Annotated in this window: 18 protein-coding genes; 14 read left to right on the forward strand and 4 right to left on the reverse strand. The window is 33.6% G+C overall.

Annotated features, from left to right (window positions below):
* Window positions 1-27: 27 nt before the first annotated feature.
* Entirely contained in the window at window positions 28-486 is a 459-nt protein-coding gene (locus METIN_RS06805; protein ID WP_013100748.1) for a chemotaxis protein CheD, read from the reverse strand.
* A 138-nt stretch (window positions 487-624) separates the two neighbouring features.
* Between METIN_RS06805 and METIN_RS06810 the strand changes: the two genes are divergently transcribed.
* The 4 genes from METIN_RS06810 to speE all read left to right on the forward strand — a co-directional run bounded on the left by METIN_RS06810 (window position 625) and on the right by speE (window position 3,782).
* On the forward strand, window positions 625-1,815 hold the full coding sequence (locus tag METIN_RS06810; protein WP_013100749.1) for a homocitrate synthase family protein: 1,191 nt from the start codon (window positions 625-627) through the stop codon (window positions 1,813-1,815).
* A gap of 237 nt (window positions 1,816-2,052) precedes the next feature.
* Complete coding sequence (locus tag METIN_RS06815; protein WP_013100750.1) at window positions 2,053-2,529, forward strand: pyruvoyl-dependent arginine decarboxylase; 477 nt, start codon at window positions 2,053-2,055, stop codon at window positions 2,527-2,529.
* A 14-nt stretch (window positions 2,530-2,543) separates the two neighbouring features.
* Entirely contained in the window at window positions 2,544-2,921 is a 378-nt protein-coding gene (speD, locus tag METIN_RS06820) for an adenosylmethionine decarboxylase (protein ID WP_013100751.1), read from the forward strand.
* A gap of 15 nt (window positions 2,922-2,936) precedes the next feature.
* A complete protein-coding gene (gene speE / locus METIN_RS06825; protein ID WP_013100752.1) occupies window positions 2,937-3,782 on the forward strand; it encodes a spermidine synthase in 846 nt (281 codons plus the stop codon).
* Between the two features lies 1 nt (window position 3,783).
* Here the strand turns inward: speE and METIN_RS06830 are convergent, their stop codons facing one another.
* From METIN_RS06830 to ftsZ, 3 genes are read right to left on the reverse strand one after another with little or no spacing between them, the layout of a single operon-like run.
* Window positions 3,784-4,224 (reverse strand): transcription elongation factor Spt5, encoded by a 441-nt coding sequence (locus tag METIN_RS06830; protein ID WP_013100753.1) that lies wholly within the window; start codon window positions 4,222-4,224, stop codon window positions 3,784-3,786.
* A gap of 24 nt (window positions 4,225-4,248) precedes the next feature.
* Entirely contained in the window at window positions 4,249-4,449 is a 201-nt protein-coding gene (locus METIN_RS06835; protein ID WP_013100754.1) for a protein translocase SEC61 complex subunit gamma, read from the reverse strand.
* A gap of 10 nt (window positions 4,450-4,459) precedes the next feature.
* Window positions 4,460-5,554, reverse strand: coding sequence for a cell division protein FtsZ (gene ftsZ, locus METIN_RS06840; protein WP_013100755.1), 1,095 nt, complete (start codon window positions 5,552-5,554; stop codon window positions 4,460-4,462).
* Window positions 5,555-5,656: 102 nt separating this feature from the next.
* On the opposite strand from ftsZ, the gene METIN_RS06845 reads away from it, so the two are divergent.
* From METIN_RS06845 to METIN_RS06890, 10 genes are all read left to right on the forward strand, one after another.
* Complete coding sequence (locus tag METIN_RS06845; RefSeq protein ID WP_013100756.1) at window positions 5,657-7,327, forward strand: methyl-accepting chemotaxis protein; 1,671 nt, start codon at window positions 5,657-5,659, stop codon at window positions 7,325-7,327.
* On the forward strand, window positions 7,324-7,812 hold the full coding sequence (gene frhD, locus METIN_RS06850; protein ID WP_013100757.1) for a coenzyme F420-reducing hydrogenase, FrhD protein: 489 nt from the start codon (window positions 7,324-7,326) through the stop codon (window positions 7,810-7,812). The genes METIN_RS06845 and frhD overlap by 4 nt, the downstream gene beginning before the upstream one ends.
* Window positions 7,778-8,401, forward strand: a complete 624-nt coding sequence (gene radB, locus METIN_RS06855) for a DNA repair and recombination protein RadB (RefSeq protein ID WP_013100758.1) — start codon at window positions 7,778-7,780, stop codon at window positions 8,399-8,401. Before frhD ends, radB begins: the two co-directional genes overlap by 35 nt.
* Before the next feature lie 21 nt (window positions 8,402-8,422).
* Window positions 8,423-9,568, forward strand: a complete 1,146-nt coding sequence (locus METIN_RS06860; RefSeq protein ID WP_013100759.1) for an S-layer family protein — start codon at window positions 8,423-8,425, stop codon at window positions 9,566-9,568.
* 9 nt (window positions 9,569-9,577) lie between these two features.
* Window positions 9,578-10,816, forward strand: coding sequence for a methanogenesis marker 15 protein (locus METIN_RS06865; protein ID WP_013100760.1), 1,239 nt, complete (start codon window positions 9,578-9,580; stop codon window positions 10,814-10,816).
* A 68-nt stretch (window positions 10,817-10,884) separates the two neighbouring features.
* On the forward strand, window positions 10,885-13,167 hold the full coding sequence (locus tag METIN_RS06870; protein WP_013100761.1) for a DHH family phosphoesterase: 2,283 nt from the start codon (window positions 10,885-10,887) through the stop codon (window positions 13,165-13,167).
* A gap of 81 nt (window positions 13,168-13,248) precedes the next feature.
* Window positions 13,249-13,542 (forward strand): histone family protein, encoded by a 294-nt coding sequence (locus tag METIN_RS06875; protein WP_013100762.1) that lies wholly within the window; start codon window positions 13,249-13,251, stop codon window positions 13,540-13,542.
* A gap of 5 nt (window positions 13,543-13,547) precedes the next feature.
* The gene (gene thpR, locus METIN_RS06880) at window positions 13,548-14,063 is read left to right on the forward strand and encodes an RNA 2',3'-cyclic phosphodiesterase (protein ID WP_048203614.1); all 516 of its coding nucleotides are present in this window, start codon (window positions 13,548-13,550) and stop codon (window positions 14,061-14,063) included.
* Window positions 14,041-14,559, forward strand: a complete 519-nt coding sequence (locus METIN_RS06885) for a hypothetical protein (RefSeq protein ID WP_013100764.1) — start codon at window positions 14,041-14,043, stop codon at window positions 14,557-14,559. The genes thpR and METIN_RS06885 overlap by 23 nt, the downstream gene beginning before the upstream one ends.
* A complete protein-coding gene (locus METIN_RS06890) occupies window positions 14,541-15,848 on the forward strand; it encodes a hypothetical protein (protein ID WP_013100765.1) in 1,308 nt (435 codons plus the stop codon). Before METIN_RS06885 ends, METIN_RS06890 begins: the two co-directional genes overlap by 19 nt.
* Window positions 15,849-15,851: the final 3 nt, after the last annotated feature.

Below are 15,851 nucleotides of genomic sequence, written 5' to 3' on the forward strand. Positions count from 1 at the left end.
TTGTTTAATTTTAAACTTTAAACATTATTATATTACAACTATATTATTCTTTTTCCTAACTTCAACTTTACCATCCTTCAAATAGAACTTTACTATCCTACTACTGTTCCCTCCAACATCCTCCCCAACTATTGGGATTCCATACTCTTTTAATAGTTTTTTAGCCATAGCCACATTTTTCTCTCCTACATTTATTCCCCTAAAGCTTTTAAACATGTTTGCCCCACCAGCTAATTTAGCTACCAACTTCTCAGGCCTTGCCCCTTCAATTGTCATCTTGGTTATTAAAGCTGGGATAGCTGTATTTACATACTTCCCTGGATCCTTAACTTCTCCCCTTGCTTCAGGTAATACAGAATGAGCCATCCCACCAATTCTTTTCCATTTGTCATAAAGCATAATAGCTACACAGGAGCCTAAGATGGTTTCTAAAATTTCTGGGCTCCTTGCAACTTCTAAACCCCCAATACCAACCTTTATAACCATAACATAGCCCCCCAAAACACTTAAAAAATCAAAAAACAAAATAGTGGTTTAAGTTTTATGTTAATGGATATATATAAAATTAAAATATGAATTTCATCCATAGCTAAATAAGAGTATGATGAAAAGAGGTAGATGTTCATGGATCTTTTATATGAGAATACTTGGAAAGCTCCTTCTCCATACAATCCAAAATTAAAATTGAAGGACATCTATATCTATGACACTACCCTAAGGGATGGTGAGCAAACTCCAGGGGTTTGTTTTACAAAAGAGCAAAAGTTAGAGATAGCCAGAGCTTTAGATGAACTTGGAGTTTCTCAAATTGAAGCTGGCTTTCCTATAGTCTCTAAAAGGGAGGCTGAGATAGTTAAAGCTATAGCAAGTGAAAATTTAAATGCTGACATCTTGGCTTTAAGTAGAATAAGAAAGGAAGATATCAATAAGGCTATAGACTGTGATGTAGATGGGATCATAACCTTTATAGCTACTTCTCCTTTACACATAAAATGTAAATTTAAAGGGAAAAGGCTGGAAGACTTTTTTGACACTATAGTGGAGTGTATAGAGTATGCTAAATCTCATGGCTTATTTGTAGCCTTCTCAGCTGAAGATGGAACAAGGACACCATTAGAAGACTTAATTAGGGTTCATAAATTAGCTGAAGAGGCTGGAGCTGACAGAGTTCATGTTGCTGACACAGCTGGAACAGCCACACCTCAGGCTATGGAATTCATTTGTAAGGCTTTAACTTGCTCACTAAATAAGGCTCATGTTGGTGTTCATTGTCATAATGACTTTGGCTTAGCTGTGATAAACTCTATCTATGGCCTAATAGGAGGAGCTAAGGCTGTTTCAACAACAGTTAATGGTATAGGAGAGAGAGCTGGAAACACTTCCTTGGAAGAGCTTATCATGTCTTTAATAGTGTTGTATGATGTTGATTTAAAGTTAAATTTAGAAGTTCTTCCTAAGCTCTGTAGGATGGTTGAAGAGTATTCAGGGATAAAGAATCCTAAAAATAAGCCAATAGTTGGAGAGCTTGTCTTCTCCCATGAGAGTGGGATACATGTTGATGCTGTCATAGAGAATCCTCTAACTTATGAGCCCTTCCTTCCTGAAAAGATAGGATTAAAAAGAAATATAATACTTGGAAAACACTCAGGAAAGAGGGCAGTTAAATATAAGCTAAAGCTCTTAGGTGTAGAGGTTGAGGATAAACTCTTAGATAAGATTGTTGAGAGGGTTAAAGAACTTAGAGAGAAGGGAGAAAAAATAGATGATGAAAAACTCTTAGAGATAGTTGAAGAAATAAAGAGAATTAAAGATTAAATCAAAAATAAAAGCTAAATTTTGAGAATTTATAATTCTAACCTAAAAATTTCAATTTTAATTAAAAAATTTCAATTACTTTCAATTTTAGTTAAATAAGCTTAATTTTTTCTCTTTTTTTAAGCACCGAATAATTTATATATTAGTCTTATGCTATTTTAAACTAAATATCTCTATCAATTTTTATAAATTTTATTAAATTTTTCTTATTTTCAAAAAATAAGGAGGGATAACAAGATGATAAACATTTTACCAATTCCTAATACAGTTTCTTTAGTAGCGGGGAGTAGTGAGGGAGAAACACCACTAAATGCCTTTGATGGAGCTTTATTAAAGGCAGGAATTGGGAATGTCAATTTATTAAAAATTAGTAGTATTATGCCACCTAAGGCTGAACTTGTTCCTCTTCCTAAGTTGCCAATGGGAGCTTTAGTACCTACAGCTTATGGCTGTATAATAAGTGACAACCCTGGAGAGCTTATAGCTGCTGCTGTCAGTATAGCTATTCCTAAGGATGAAGAGCTTTGTGGCTTAATTATGGAATACTCTGGGAAGTGCTCAAAGAGAGAGGCTGAAGAGAGAGTTAGGGAGATGGCTAAGATTGGCTTTGAAATGAGAGGCTGGGAGATTAAAAAAATAGAGAGTATATCTGTAGAGCATGAGGTTGAAAAAATTGGCTGTGCCTTTGCTGCTGCAGCTCTTTGGTACAAGTGAAAGGAGGTGATGTTATGTTTAAGCACTTAGGAAAACACTTAATCTTAGAATTATGGGGGTGTGATAGAAAGGCTTTAGATGATGAGGAAGGAATAAGAGACATGTTAATTAAGAGTGTTGAAGCCTGTAATGCTACTTTAATCTGTGTTAAGACACATAAATTTTGTCCTCAGGGAGTTACTGGAGTGGCTGTCTTAGCTGAGAGCCATATAGCTATTCACACCTATCCAGAGTATGGCTATGCAGCCCTTGACATCTTCACCTGTGGAGAACATACTGATCCATACAAGGCTTTAGATGTATTAAAAGAGTTCTTAAAACCAGAGAGTTGGCAAATTATTGACTTAAAGAGAGGGATTATGGAAAATATGGGAACCTTTGAACTAAAATAGGTTTAGGTGGAGTTGATGGTAAATAATGTGTGGTTCACAGAGTATCATAATAAAAATGTTGCCCTCTCTGTGAGAGTTAAAGATATTCTATATAAAGATAAGTCAGAATATCAAGAAATACTAATCCTTGACACCTATGATTTTGGTAAAGTATTGGTTTTAGACAACACTTTCCAAACCACTGAGTTTGATGAATTCATCTACCATGAGCTAATCTCTCACATCCCTCTTTTTACCCATCCAAATCCTAAAGATATATTAGTTATAGGAGGAGGAGATGGAGGAACAGTTAGAGAGGTTGTTAAGCATAACATAAATAAAGTTGATTTTGTTGAGCTTGATAGTAAAGTTTTAGAGGCTTGTAAAAAGTATATGCCAAAGCTCAGCTGTGAGATGGAAAATGAGAAAGTAAATATTATTATTACTGATGGAATTAAGTATGTTGCTGAAACTGAAAAAAAGTATGATGTTATTATTATAGATTGTCCTGATCCTGTTGGTCCAGCAAAGGGATTGTTTGAAAAAGAATTCTATAAAAATGTCTTTAAATGCTTAAAAGATGATGGGCTAATGGTTCAACAGTCAGAGAGTCCATTGTATAACTTAGACCTTATTAAAAATATAGCTAAATACTTAAGGGAAGCTGGCTTCTCCATCATTATGCCCTATGTTTATCCAATGCCTTCCTATCCAAGTGGCATGTGGAGCTTTATGTTAGCCTCTAAAAAGTACAATCCTATGGAAGTAGATGAAGAAACCATAAAAGAGAGGCTTAACTTTGAGACAAAATATTATGATGAGCAAGTTCATAAGGGAATATTCTTAGCAACACCAAGATTTTTAAAAGAAGCTATAAAATAAATTATTTTTTCTTAGACACAACTCTTATACTCTCCACTGGTAAGGTTATAGGAATTGGGACAGTAGCATTAATTAACTCTAAGGTTATCTCTTCTTTATTCTTATCAACTCTAATAACCTTAGCCCTCTCTCCTTTGAATGGACCAGCAACAATTTCAACAACATCTCCTTTTTCAATCTCTTCAACAATTTTCTTAGGAGATAAGAGTGGCTCAATCTCTTCTAAGGGGATGACTCCTCTCACATATCCTTTAACCTTGGGAACTCCTTTAATTAATGTTTTAAGCTCCTCCTCATTGTCTGCTTCAACAAATATATAGCCCTTTAACTGATCAGAGGCTAAGATTGAGCTAACATTTAAATTTTCTTTTTCAGCCTTGGCTGAGAGTAGTAAAGCTACATTCTTTTCTTGCCTTCCCATGGTTCTAACTGCAAATATCATAGCTCTTCCCTTAAAAATTTAATTTTATGGTTTAATAACTCCCTTAATATAGGAGATTGGAACATGGATTATATAACCAATGATCCCTAATAGAGAGATCCCCAAGCCAGTAATTTTAGCCACAGTTATAAATTCCTCTTTAGTAGGCTTCCTCAGCACTAGCCATATCCTCTTACACTCTTCAATAAACTCAAGCACTTGATCATAGAGCTTTTCTAAATTCATGCTCTCACAGTTAAATAATTCTTTTTATCTTTTTAAGCTCATCTTTTTTCTTTCTTTTAAGTCCATCTGGAGTTATCTCTAACCTTGACTGAACTCCTGTAACCACTAACAAGACTTTAAGAGTGTCCTCTAAGCTATCATCTATTGTAGCTCCCCATATAATTGTAGCCTCTGGATCCAGCCTTGAAGATACTGCTGAAACCACTTCCCTTGATTCTTCAAGTGTCATATCCTCTGGCCCCATAACATGGATTAAAGCTCCTTTAGCTCCATCTATATCAACATCCAAGAGAGGAGAGTTTAAAGCCATGTTTATAGCTTCCTTAGCTCTCTTCTCTCCATCACTTTCTCCTATCCCTATCATTGCCATTCCGCCGTTGGACATAACAGCTTTAACATCAGCAAAGTCCACATTAATTAACCCATCTTTTGTAATAAGCTCCACTAAACCTTTAACAGCATTTATTAATACTTCATCAGCCACTTTAAAAGCCATCTTAATGGGCATGTGGGGGACTATATCAAACAATTTTTCATTTGGAATAACCACTAAAGTATCAACTCTCTCCTTTAACTTTTCAAGTCCTTGCATAGCATTCCTCATTCTAACTTTCCCTTCCATTTCAAATGGAAGGGTTACAACAGCTACAGTTAAGGCTCCTAACTTCTTAGCTATCTCAGCCACAACTGGAGCTGACCCTGTTCCTGTCCCTCCACCTAACCCACAAGTGATAAAGACCATATCAGCATCTTGAATAGCAGCTTTTATTTCTTCAGCATTCTCCTTAGCTGCCTCTTCTCCTTTTTTAGGGTCTCCTCCAGCTCCTAAACCTCTTGTTAATTTCTTTCCAATCAAGATTTTTTTATCAGCTTTAGTTCTTAAAAGCTGTTGAGCATCTGTATTAATAGCTATGGTTGTAGCCCCTTCTATTCCTTCAGTAGTTAATCTTGTAATTGTATTATTTCCAGCTCCTCCACAGCCAACTACAACTATTCTTGCCTTAGTTTGCTGAATATACTCTAACAACTCTTTGTTATCAGGGGTCATCTCAATGTCTTCTTCTATTCCAATGTCTTCCTCTAAAACTTTTTTAAGAAATTTCATAATTTATCCCTTTTTTAGCTATAATTGTGAATATTACACAAAAAACTTATATTTAAGTTTTAAGATAAGTATAATATTGTGGGACTTGTGAGGGGGGAGAATGTGAAGAAAATATTGTTAATATTTTTGGTGTCTTATTTCATTATCTTAATTAACCTTATAATATTTAAAGGTAATTTAGCAATTGCATTAGTGTCCTCACTACTCTCTTCTATATTTATCACTCTTTTAGCCATTAAAGTATTAACTGATGAGCTTGATAAGCTACTTTTAGAAGTAATTAAAAAATTAGAGAAAGGAGAAAGTTATAATTTAAAATATTTTAAATTAAAAGTTATTGAAAAAATTAAAGAAATATTAGAGAATTTAAAGAAATGCAAGAAAAAAATTAAAGAGATGAATGCTGAACTCAAAAAAACTTTTGATGAGCTTTTAGAAGCTTTTAAAGAGTTTGAAAAAGGAAATTTATCAGTAAGATTAAATGAGAATAGGAAAAGGAACAAGTTGCAAAAAATTTTTAATAGGGCTTTAGATAAGCTGACAAATATTATAGAGAATATTAGAAAAGAGGTTTTAGAGCTAAACACTCAAATAGAGATATTAAAAGAGCAGGCTAAGAGATCTAAAGAGCTTGCTGAACAACTTTCAGATGCTGCTCAGCAAGTGGCTACAGCTGCATCTGATCAAACTGAGAAGATACATGATATAAAAGATGAAATTGAGAAAACCCATGAGTTGGCTAAAAAGACAGAGCTTTTATCTAAGGAAGGGGAGGAAATGTCATTAAATGTCATGCAAAAAATTGATAATGGGTTAAATAAGGTTGAGAATGCTGTCAATACTATGGAGAAGATTAATGAAGTTATTGAAAGATTAAGTAAAGCTATAGAAGAACTTGGTAACAAGTCTAAAAAAATAAATGAAATCTCAGTTTTAATTAAAGATATTGCAAAACAGACAAGTTTATTAGCTTTAAATGCCTCTATTGAAGCAGCAAGGGCTGGAGATGCTGGGAGAGGCTTTGCTGTAGTTGCAAGTGAAATTAAAAAGCTGGCTGAGGAGATTGGTAGATCAATAGAAGATATAAATAAGACAGTTGAGGAAATACAAAATCAGATAGATAGAACTGTAGAGCTTGGAAATCTTGGGAAGAAGGAAGTTGAAAATGGAGTTTTGGCAATAGATGAAGTTAATAAAGTATTTTTAGAGATAAAGGATAGTATTCACTCAACAGCTGAGAAAATAAAGAGTATTAGAGAATCAGCTGACATAACCATAGAGAATATGGGACAGGCTTTAAGAGACATTCAAGATCTTGCCTCAATCTCTGAGCAATTTACAGCCACAGCTGAGGAATTAACTTCAACAGTGGAAGAGGAGAAGAAGATAGTTGAAGAGCTTGAGAAAGTGATAGATAACTTAAATAAAGTTTCTAAGTCTGTTAGAGACAGTATTATGAAAATTAAGACTACAAGGGATATAAGTGTTGATGAAGCTCATAGACTCTTAGGAGATCCTGATTGGATATTTGTTAATGTAGTTCCAAGGGCTAAGTATGATGGGAAAATTCCAGGCTCTCTTTATATCCCAATAGAGGAGTTAGAGGATAGATTAAATGAGATTCCAAAAGATAAGAAAGTTATTGTCTATTGTAAGTTAGGATTTACAAGTCCAAGAGGTTACCAAATTCTTAAGAAGCATGGTTATGATGTCTATAACTTAGAAGGGGGATTAAAAGCTTGGAAAGAAAGAGGTTATGAGGTAGAAAGATGAAAACCTTAATTATTGGCTGTGGAAACCTCTTATTTGGAGATGATGGCTTTGGCTACTATGTTATAAAGAAGTTAGAATCCTTAAATTTAGGGGAAGATGTGGAAATTATAGATGCTGGAGCTGGAGGATCTTATTATTTAATGGGGTTAGTTGATGAAAACATAAAAAAAATAATTATAGTGGATGCTATTGACTTCAACCTAAAGCCAGGGGAAATAAAGATTGTGGATATAGATGAGCTTCCAAATTTAAAAAAGTATAGCTTTGATGCTCATAATGTACAGTTAGCCCCTTATTTAAAGGAGTTGTCTAAGAAAGTTGAAATAAAGATTATAGGCTGTCAGGTTAAAGAGGTTCCAATCCCTGAGATTAAAATAGGGTTGTCTAAGGAGGTTGAAGAAGCTGTTGATAAGGCTGTTGAACTAATCTTAAAAGAGTTGTGGGGAAAGAATGCTAAAAAATATCTTGTTGGGGAAGGCAAATAGGGAAATGATAACCCAAATCTATGGATTTCCAGGAGTTGGTAAGACAAATGTTTGTATTATGAATGTTGTCAATTATGCTAAAGAGGGAAAAGTGATTTATGTAGACACTGAAGGGGGCTTATTTATTGAAAGAATTAGGCAGATAACTGATGATGATAAAGTTATAGAGAACTTACTAATCTATAATGTCTATAGTTTTAAGGAGCAAGATGAAATTATAAGGGGAGAGCTTCCTCTTCTGTCTAATATAAGCTTAATTGTTGTTGATAACATTATTTCCCTATATAGATTAGAGGTTTCAAGTGATGCTGAGAAGAACATGAGCTTAAACAAGATGCTTGGGCAACAGTTAAAGACTCTTTTAAAAGTGGCTAAGATTAGAAAGATTCCAATAATTATTACTAACCAGGCAAGAGACACTATAGAGGGCTTTGAAGCTACAGGAGGTAGAATATTGGAATATTGGAGTAAGTGCATAGTTAGATTAGAAAAGAACTCTGAGAGATTAGCTATTTTAGAGAAACATCCCTATGCTCCTCAACAGTGGGTTAAATTTAAAATAACAAATAAGGGAATAGAAATTATTTAAAAGTTTTAGAGGTGAAAAATATTGAAGAAAATTTTATTTTTGCTAATTTTATTACCTTTAGTTAATGCCTATGTAATATATGTTAATACTTCAACCCCTGACTATGAAAACTCTAAAATTTTGCTAAATGAGTTATTTGACTCAAGAGAAATCTTTTTTAATGATACATATGTTAAGATAGTGTTTAACAATATTTACTATAAACCTTTGGTTAATTCCACAGTAAATATAGATAATCTTACTATAAACCTTGATTCAGGAGTTTTGGAATATGTAATTCCTATAAAAGAGAATATAACTATTAATGGGAAAAGTTATAAGTTGTTGAAGAAAAAGAATAGTGAAGTTATTTACAAGGGAGAGGAAAAGGAGATAACAACAAAATATGAATTGAAATTTTTGAATAAAAGTATTAAGGTTGAGCTAATCTCTTTAGATGGAAACTCTGTAACTATTAAATTAGATAATAAGTCAGTAATACTACATAAGAAAGAGCCTAAGATTATTGATAATTTAGTGATAGAGTTCTGTAATTATACAAAACTTTTAAATTCCTATTCTTTTACTTTTAAAGTTTCTCCAATAATTATTTTAAAGAGGGGAGAAGAGTTTCCTATGGATAAAAGATTTTTGGTTGAAGATATTAAAGATAACAAAATTATCTTAAAATTAAAAGATAAGTTTAATGGCTCTATTTCTATCAATGGAAAAAGATACTCAATAAAGAAGATTAAAAATAACATCTTAAAAATTAGAATCTTGTATAGTAAAGATTTCCCACTAAATGAAAGTGAATATATTGATAATAACTTCTTTATTTTTAACCACTCTCTCTACTATAAGGATAAAGAAATAAAAGAAAATAAAATCATTTACTTAGGAGAAATTAACCCAGGCTTAGGGTTAGATGTTAATGATGACATTATCCTCATAGGTGGACCTGTTGTTAATCCATACACTAAGTTATTAATTAAGATGAACCTAATTTTAAATATCTCCAATACTTACCCAGGAGATGATAAAGGTTTAATAATTAAGATAAAAAACCCACAAAATCCTAACCATTACATATATATCTTAGCAGGGTCTAATAGAGTTGGTACAAAGAAAGCTATAAATTATTTTGTAAATAACTACAATGGAGAGAATGAAGTTCTTGTTAAATAAGGTGATTGAATGGTTAAAATAGCTCTCTTAACTTGTGGAGCAGAATGGAGTGGAGTTTATAAAGAAATTGAAAAAGCTGCTAAGGAAGTTGGTGGAGAATTAGTTTTTCCAGAAGTTAGCTTAGATTATATTGATGAAGTAGAGGAAAGGTTAGGTTTTAAAGTAGCATCAGCTAATTTAAAGTTAATGTTTGCCAGAGCCATGTCATTAATTGAGGGAAACACTGATGCTGAAGCTGCCTTTATAGCCACATGTTTCAGATGTGCTGAGGGAGCATTAGTAAGAAATGAGGTTAGGAAGTTAATCCAAGAAAATACAAAGTTGCCAGTTGTTATGTACTCTTTCACTGAAAGAACTAAGGCTTCTGAGCTTTTAACAAGGATGGAAGCTTTGGTAACAATTGTTGAGAGAAAAGCCTTATTGGCAAGGAAGAAGCAAGAGGGGATAAGCTTAGGAATAGATTCAGGAAGTACTACAACTAAGGCCGTAGTTATGATAGACAATAAAGTGGCTGGAACTGGTTGGATATATACAAAGGATGTTATTGAATCTGCTAAAGAAGCTGTTGATCTTGCTCTAAAAGAGGCTGGGATTAGCTTTGATCAAGTTGAAACAATAGGAACTACTGGTTATGGGAGATACACTATAGGAGAGTACTTTAAAGCTGACCTCATTCAGGAAGAGCTAACAGTTAACTCAAAAGGAGCTGCATATCTTGCTGACAAGCAAGAGGGAGAGGCTACAGTTATAGACATTGGAGGAATGGATAATAAAGCTATCTCTCTATATGATGCTATCCCTGATGGCTTTACAATGGGAGGAATCTGTGCTGGAGCAAGTGGAAGGTTCTTTGAAATCACAGCAAGAAGGTTAGGGGTTAGCTTACAAGAACTTGGTGAGCTTGCAGCTAAGGGAGATTGGAGAAAGATTAAGATGAATAGCTACTGTATAGTCTTTGGAATTCAGGATTTAGTTACTGCCTTAGCTGAGGGAGCTAAGGCTGAAGATGTTGCTGCAGCAGCAGCTCACTCAGTTGCTGAGCAAGTGTTTGAACAACAGTTACAAGAGGTTGATGTTAGGGATCCAGTAATCTTAGTTGGAGGAAGTAGTTTATTGAAAGGTTTAGTCTTGGCTATGGAAGAAGTTTTAGGAAGAAAGGTTATAGTTCCTCCTTACTCTCAACACATAGGAGCTGTAGGAGCTGCTTTATTATCTTCTGGATTTAGATATAAGAAGATAAAAGCTTAAATCTTATTTTTCAATCTTTTATTTTAGTCCTTAAATTTTATTAAAAACTATTTTACTGGTGGTTAATTATGATAGTGAAGTGTCCAATTTGTGAGGGTACAGGGAAGAAGATAGTTAGATATAAAACTTGTCCTGTCTGTCAGGGGACAGGATATATAGATGAGTTCTCACCAAAACAGCACATGAAGAGAGTTTCTAAAAGGGTTACTTATGACTTAGACTATGGAGAGATCCCTTGTCCAAAGTGTAAAGGAGAGGGAAAGATTCCTATCTATGATACTTGTGACTTCTGTGGTGGTAGTGGGAAGGTAGTTAAGTGTGACAGATGTGGAGCTATAATAGGGAAGTATCCTGACTTTAAAGATAGAACTCTCTGTGATAAGTGTTTAAAGGAAGAAGAGGAGAGGAGAAAAGGATTAAGAAATGTCTATGTCTTTGATGAGGTTGCTACATACTATGATGTTGAGCCTGGGAAGTTCTATAAAGGAGTTGTAACAAGGATAGAGAAATATGGAGCCTTCATTAACTTAAATGAGAAAATTAGAGGGCTTTTAAGGCCAAGAGATATGGTTAGTTTAAAGTTAGATGACTTAAAGGTTGGAGATGAGATAATAGTACAAGCTGTAGATGTTAGGCCTGAGAAGAGAGAGATAGACTTTAGATATATCCCACTATCTACCTATGACTTAATTCAGTTTGAAAAAGAGGTTCCTGTTAGTAAGATAAAGGACATTACTGAAAACTTGGTTGAGATGAGGGATCAAGTTGTCCATATCATAGGAGAAGTGGTTCAGATAGTTCAAACTCCTGGGCCAACAATCTTTACAGTAACAGATGGAACTGACTTCACTTGGGTGGCAGCTTTAGAGATAGCTGGGTTAAGGGCTCATCCAGAGGTTAAGGTTGGAGATATTATAGATGTGATTGGAAGAGTTAATATAAGAGAGGGAAGGCTACAGATAGAGAGAATTAAGCTTAAGAAGTTAGAAGGAGAGGAAGCTGAGAAGATAAAGAAAGAGATTGAAGAGGAGATAGATAAGAGGGCTGAGCCTGCAAGAGATATTAAATTTTTAGTTGAGAGTGAAGTTTTAGAGAGGCTAAGGAGTAGAATGGCTGATGTTGCTAAGAGGATAAGAAAGGCTGTATTGGATGGAAGGCCAATAATAATAAGGCATCATGCAGATACTGATGGATACAGTGGAGGGTTGGCATTAGAGAAGGCTATACTTCCAATTATAGATAAGTTTGCTATAGATGTAGATGCCATCTGGCACTTCTTCAAGAGAAGGCCATCAAAGGCACCATTTTATGAGTTAGAGGATGTGACTAAAGATTTAGTTTACTCTATAGAAGACTCTTTAAAGTTTGGCCAGAAGTTACCTTTAATAGTTTTAATAGATAATGGAAGTACTCATGAAGATATCCCAGCAATATCAAAGGCTAAGGCTTATGGAATAGAGGTTATTGTTATTGACCACCACTTCCCAGGAGAAGTTAAGGATGGGAAGGTAGAGGTTGATGACTATATTGATGCTCATGTTAACCCTTACTTAGTTGGTGGAGACAGTAACTTAACTGCTGGAGTTTTAGGAACAGAGATAGCAAGGATGATAAATCCTGAGGTTGAAGAGCAAATAAAGCATCTTCCAGGAATTGCTGTTGTGGCTGATCATGCTAAAGGTAGAGAGGTAGAGGAATATATAAAAATAGCTCTAAATAGAATAAATGAGCTAAGCCAAAAGTATGGGAAAAAGAGGAAATATGACAGAGAATACTTAGAGAAGATAAGTTTAGCTATGGATTTTGAAGCTTTCTATTTAAGATTTATGGATGGTAAGGGAATAGTTGATGACATCTTAGGAACAAACATAAAAGAGTTTGGAAGGCATGAAGAGCTTATAGATATTCTATATGAGCAAGCTATGAAGATGGTTGAGAGGCAGATGAAAGCAGTTATCCCAGCTTTAAAAACTGAGTTCTTAGAGAATGGAATTATATTGAATACTTTAGATGTTGAAAAGTATGCTCATAAATTCACCTTCCCACCACCAGGAAAAACTACAGGATTTGCTCATGACTATATAGTTAAGAAGTATGGAGAGGATAAGCCAATTATCACCCTATCCTATGGTCCAGACTTTGGAGTTGTTAGAGCCACTGATCCAGTACATGAGAAATATGACTTTAACTTAAACTTAATTGTTAAAAGACTGATGGAAGAGATTCCTGAAGCCTCTGTTGATGGAGGAGGACATGAGTGTGCTGGAAGTTTAAAGTTTGTTGAGGGTTATAGAGATAAGGTTATAGGTAGATTTATAGAGATTATTAGAGAAATGAAACCAAGAAATTAATAATATCTGTCTTTTTTAACATAAAGTTTTTTATAAATTAAAGATAAAACATTTTATTCAAAAAAGAGAAGAGGTTTTTTAATGTTACCAAAAACAACTATTAAGAGAGTAATGAAAAATTATACAGACTTAAATATCTCATCAGAAGCTGTAGATGAGCTAATTAACCTATTAGAAGAGATGATCAAGGTTACTACAGAAGTTGCAGAGAAGAATGCTAAAAGAGAGGGTAGGAAAACAATACTAAGGAGAGACATAAAGAACTGTGATGAAGAGAGGTTAAAAAGGAAAATTTTAGAGTTAAGTGAGAGAACTGATAAGATGCCAATAATAGTTAAGGAGATCTTAGCCATTATAACCTCTGAGTTAGAGTGATGGAGATGAGAGCTTTCTTAGCTATAGACATTCCAAAAGATATAAAGGAAGAAATTTACAAATTCCAAAAAAATTTTAAGATAAGGGGGATTAAGTTAGTGGAAAAACAAAATTTGCATATAACTGTTAAGTTCTTGGGAGAGATTGATGAGGAAACTCTCAATAAAATTCTTAACTTAGATTTAAGAATAGAGCCAAGAACTGTTAAGTTAGAGGGCTTGGGGGTTTTTCCAAATCCTAATTATATAAGGGTTATCTGGATAGGAGTTCAGGGGTTGGTTGAGCTCTTTAAAGAGATTGATGAGAAGTTACATAGCTTAGGCTTTGAGAAGGAGAAAAGTTATGTTCCTCATTTAACAATTGGTAGAGTTAAATTTATTGACAATAAGAAAGAGCTAAGGGAGAGGATAGAGAAGTTTGAAGATATTAACTTTGGAACCTTCACAGTAGATAAAATTAAGTTATATAAATCAACACTAACACCTATGGGGCCTATATATGAAGTCATTAGAGAATGGTAGGTTAAGGAAGCTTTACTACACTATCCATATACTTACAGAAGGAGATAAAAGAAAATGGGTTAGGCAAGAAGTTTTAATAGCAATTCTTTACTATCTAACAAATAAAGGGATCTTTAGCTATCTCTTTTCTCCTTCTCCATATTACTGGTTAGATAGGATTAAGTTTATTAATTATTCTTATGAAATCTTTGATGACTTGAATATTTTAGTTAATAATGAGATAGTAAATGAACTCTTAGTCTCTGTTAGAGGGCATGGAGAGTTTATAATTGGATATAGTATAAATAAGATACTTGATGATGTCATCAATGATAAAGAATTGGAAGTTATTAAAAATCTTCTATTGGATGAGAATGGGAAGTTAAAAAAGATTAAGTTAGAAAGTGATGGCTTAATACTTGGAGATGAAAAAATTGAGATTACAAAATTAAAAAAGATTGATTATAGTACTAAACCATATAGGTTGAAGGTATCACTATGGGTAACAAAGATTTGATGTTAGAGAATCCAATTATTATATTAAATGAATGGATCCCTTTTGGTAAAAACTATATTACAGACTTTATAGATAGGATAACTTTAAAGAGATATCAAAAGACTAAGAAGTATTTTACAGCTACAGATAGGATAGATGAGCCTATTTTTAAAATTGAGAAGTTCTACTCAAAGGTTGAAGTTCTACAATTTATTCCTGATGTCTCTATCCAATTTAGGGCAAACTATGAGAATGTAGATATGGTTATTTACACTGACTATTTGGGTAGAGTCATCTACTCCTCAGAGATTCCTGAGAAGTTAAGTGTTAGAAAGCTTTCTTTTATTATTCCTGATCTAATTTTAAAGAGTTCTAAGCTAATCATTAACTTCATCTCTCCTTCTCAGAGATTTATTTTAGAAGGATTACATGGAGAAATTAAAATATATAAGCATATTTCTATACTTGTGAGAAACACCTTTGAGCTAAGCTCTGAGAATTTGTCAGTTGTTAGCCAAGTTATAGGCACTATAAAAAATATTATTAGAGTAGATGATGGCTTTATCATCTTTGGAGACTATGGGTTGTTAATAGCTCATAAAGAGCCTGAGAAGTTTGAAAAGTTTATCTATTACTATCCTTTTATAAGAAGCTTAACAGGAGTTTTAAAAGATGTTTTCTTAAAGATTAATGATATAGCTTCAAGGTTAGAAAATATTGGAGAGATGTTAGAGGAAAGTGTAGATTGGGACAATGTTGGGAAAATTAGAGGGGAGCTTAGTGAAATTGATAGAGAAATGGCTATTATTGAAACAACCTTAGGTTACTTAGATGAAGTTATTGAAATTTTGTTAAAAAACTATCCTCCAAATTTTGATGAGTTTGAGCTAAATTTACTTGAGCTACTTGAAGCAAAAAGAAAGATTGAAAGGTTAAGCTATAGGTTAATTGAAATTAAAAATATCTTAAAGAGTAATGAGAATTTAGCCACAAGCTTAGCAAGGTTATTAACAACCATCTCAGAAGATTTAGAAAGGGAAATAGTTTCCCAGTTGGCATTAAATACTAAGTATCAAGTAGCCTTAGGAGAAGCTATGGAACTCTTAGAAATAGGAATCTTTGGGGTCTATGCCCTTGAAGCTGTTCATATTCTATTAATAACCTCTGGCTATGAGGATAAGGTTCATCATTTCTATTTCTTAAACTTCCCCTTAGACTTTTGGATTGTCCTATTCTCAACAGTCTTTGGAATTTTAGTAGGAACCTACTTAATTAAAAGAAAGAAAAGGAAAATCTTGCATGGGTGTTAATTG

Origin of the sequence: Methanocaldococcus infernus ME, from assembly GCF_000092305.1 — an archaeon.
GTDB classification, from domain to species: Archaea; AGJL01; Methanococci; order Methanococcales; family Methanocaldococcaceae; genus Methanocaldococcus; species Methanocaldococcus infernus.

Excerpts from the sequence above, each read along its gene's own strand:
- METIN_RS06805 (WP_013100748.1), bottom strand. The coding sequence starts at position 486 with ATGGTTATAAAGGTTGGTATTGGGGGTTTAGAAGTTGCAAGGAGCCCA.
- METIN_RS06810 (WP_013100749.1), top strand. The coding sequence starts at position 625 with ATGGATCTTTTATATGAGAATACTTGGAAAGCTCCTTCTCCATACAAT.
- METIN_RS06815 (WP_013100750.1), top strand. The coding sequence starts at position 2,053 with ATGATAAACATTTTACCAATTCCTAATACAGTTTCTTTAGTAGCGGGG.
- speD (WP_013100751.1), top strand. The coding sequence starts at position 2,544 with ATGTTTAAGCACTTAGGAAAACACTTAATCTTAGAATTATGGGGGTGT.
- speE (WP_013100752.1), top strand. The coding sequence starts at position 2,937 with ATGGTAAATAATGTGTGGTTCACAGAGTATCATAATAAAAATGTTGCC.
- METIN_RS06830 (WP_013100753.1), bottom strand. The coding sequence starts at position 4,224 with ATGATATTTGCAGTTAGAACCATGGGAAGGCAAGAAAAGAATGTAGCT.
- METIN_RS06835 (WP_013100754.1), bottom strand. The coding sequence starts at position 4,449 with ATGAATTTAGAAAAGCTCTATGATCAAGTGCTTGAGTTTATTGAAGAG.
- ftsZ (WP_013100755.1), bottom strand. The coding sequence starts at position 5,554 with ATGAAATTTCTTAAAAAAGTTTTAGAGGAAGACATTGGAATAGAAGAA.
- frhD (WP_013100757.1), top strand. The coding sequence starts at position 7,324 with ATGAAAACCTTAATTATTGGCTGTGGAAACCTCTTATTTGGAGATGAT.
- radB (WP_013100758.1), top strand. The coding sequence starts at position 7,778 with ATGCTAAAAAATATCTTGTTGGGGAAGGCAAATAGGGAAATGATAACC.
- METIN_RS06865 (WP_013100760.1), top strand. The coding sequence starts at position 9,578 with ATGGTTAAAATAGCTCTCTTAACTTGTGGAGCAGAATGGAGTGGAGTT.
- METIN_RS06870 (WP_013100761.1), top strand. The coding sequence starts at position 10,885 with ATGATAGTGAAGTGTCCAATTTGTGAGGGTACAGGGAAGAAGATAGTT.
- METIN_RS06875 (WP_013100762.1), top strand. The coding sequence starts at position 13,249 with ATGTTACCAAAAACAACTATTAAGAGAGTAATGAAAAATTATACAGAC.
- thpR (WP_048203614.1), top strand. The coding sequence starts at position 13,548 with ATGAGAGCTTTCTTAGCTATAGACATTCCAAAAGATATAAAGGAAGAA.
- METIN_RS06885 (WP_013100764.1), top strand. The coding sequence starts at position 14,041 with ATGAAGTCATTAGAGAATGGTAGGTTAAGGAAGCTTTACTACACTATC.
- METIN_RS06890 (WP_013100765.1), top strand. The coding sequence starts at position 14,541 with ATGGGTAACAAAGATTTGATGTTAGAGAATCCAATTATTATATTAAAT.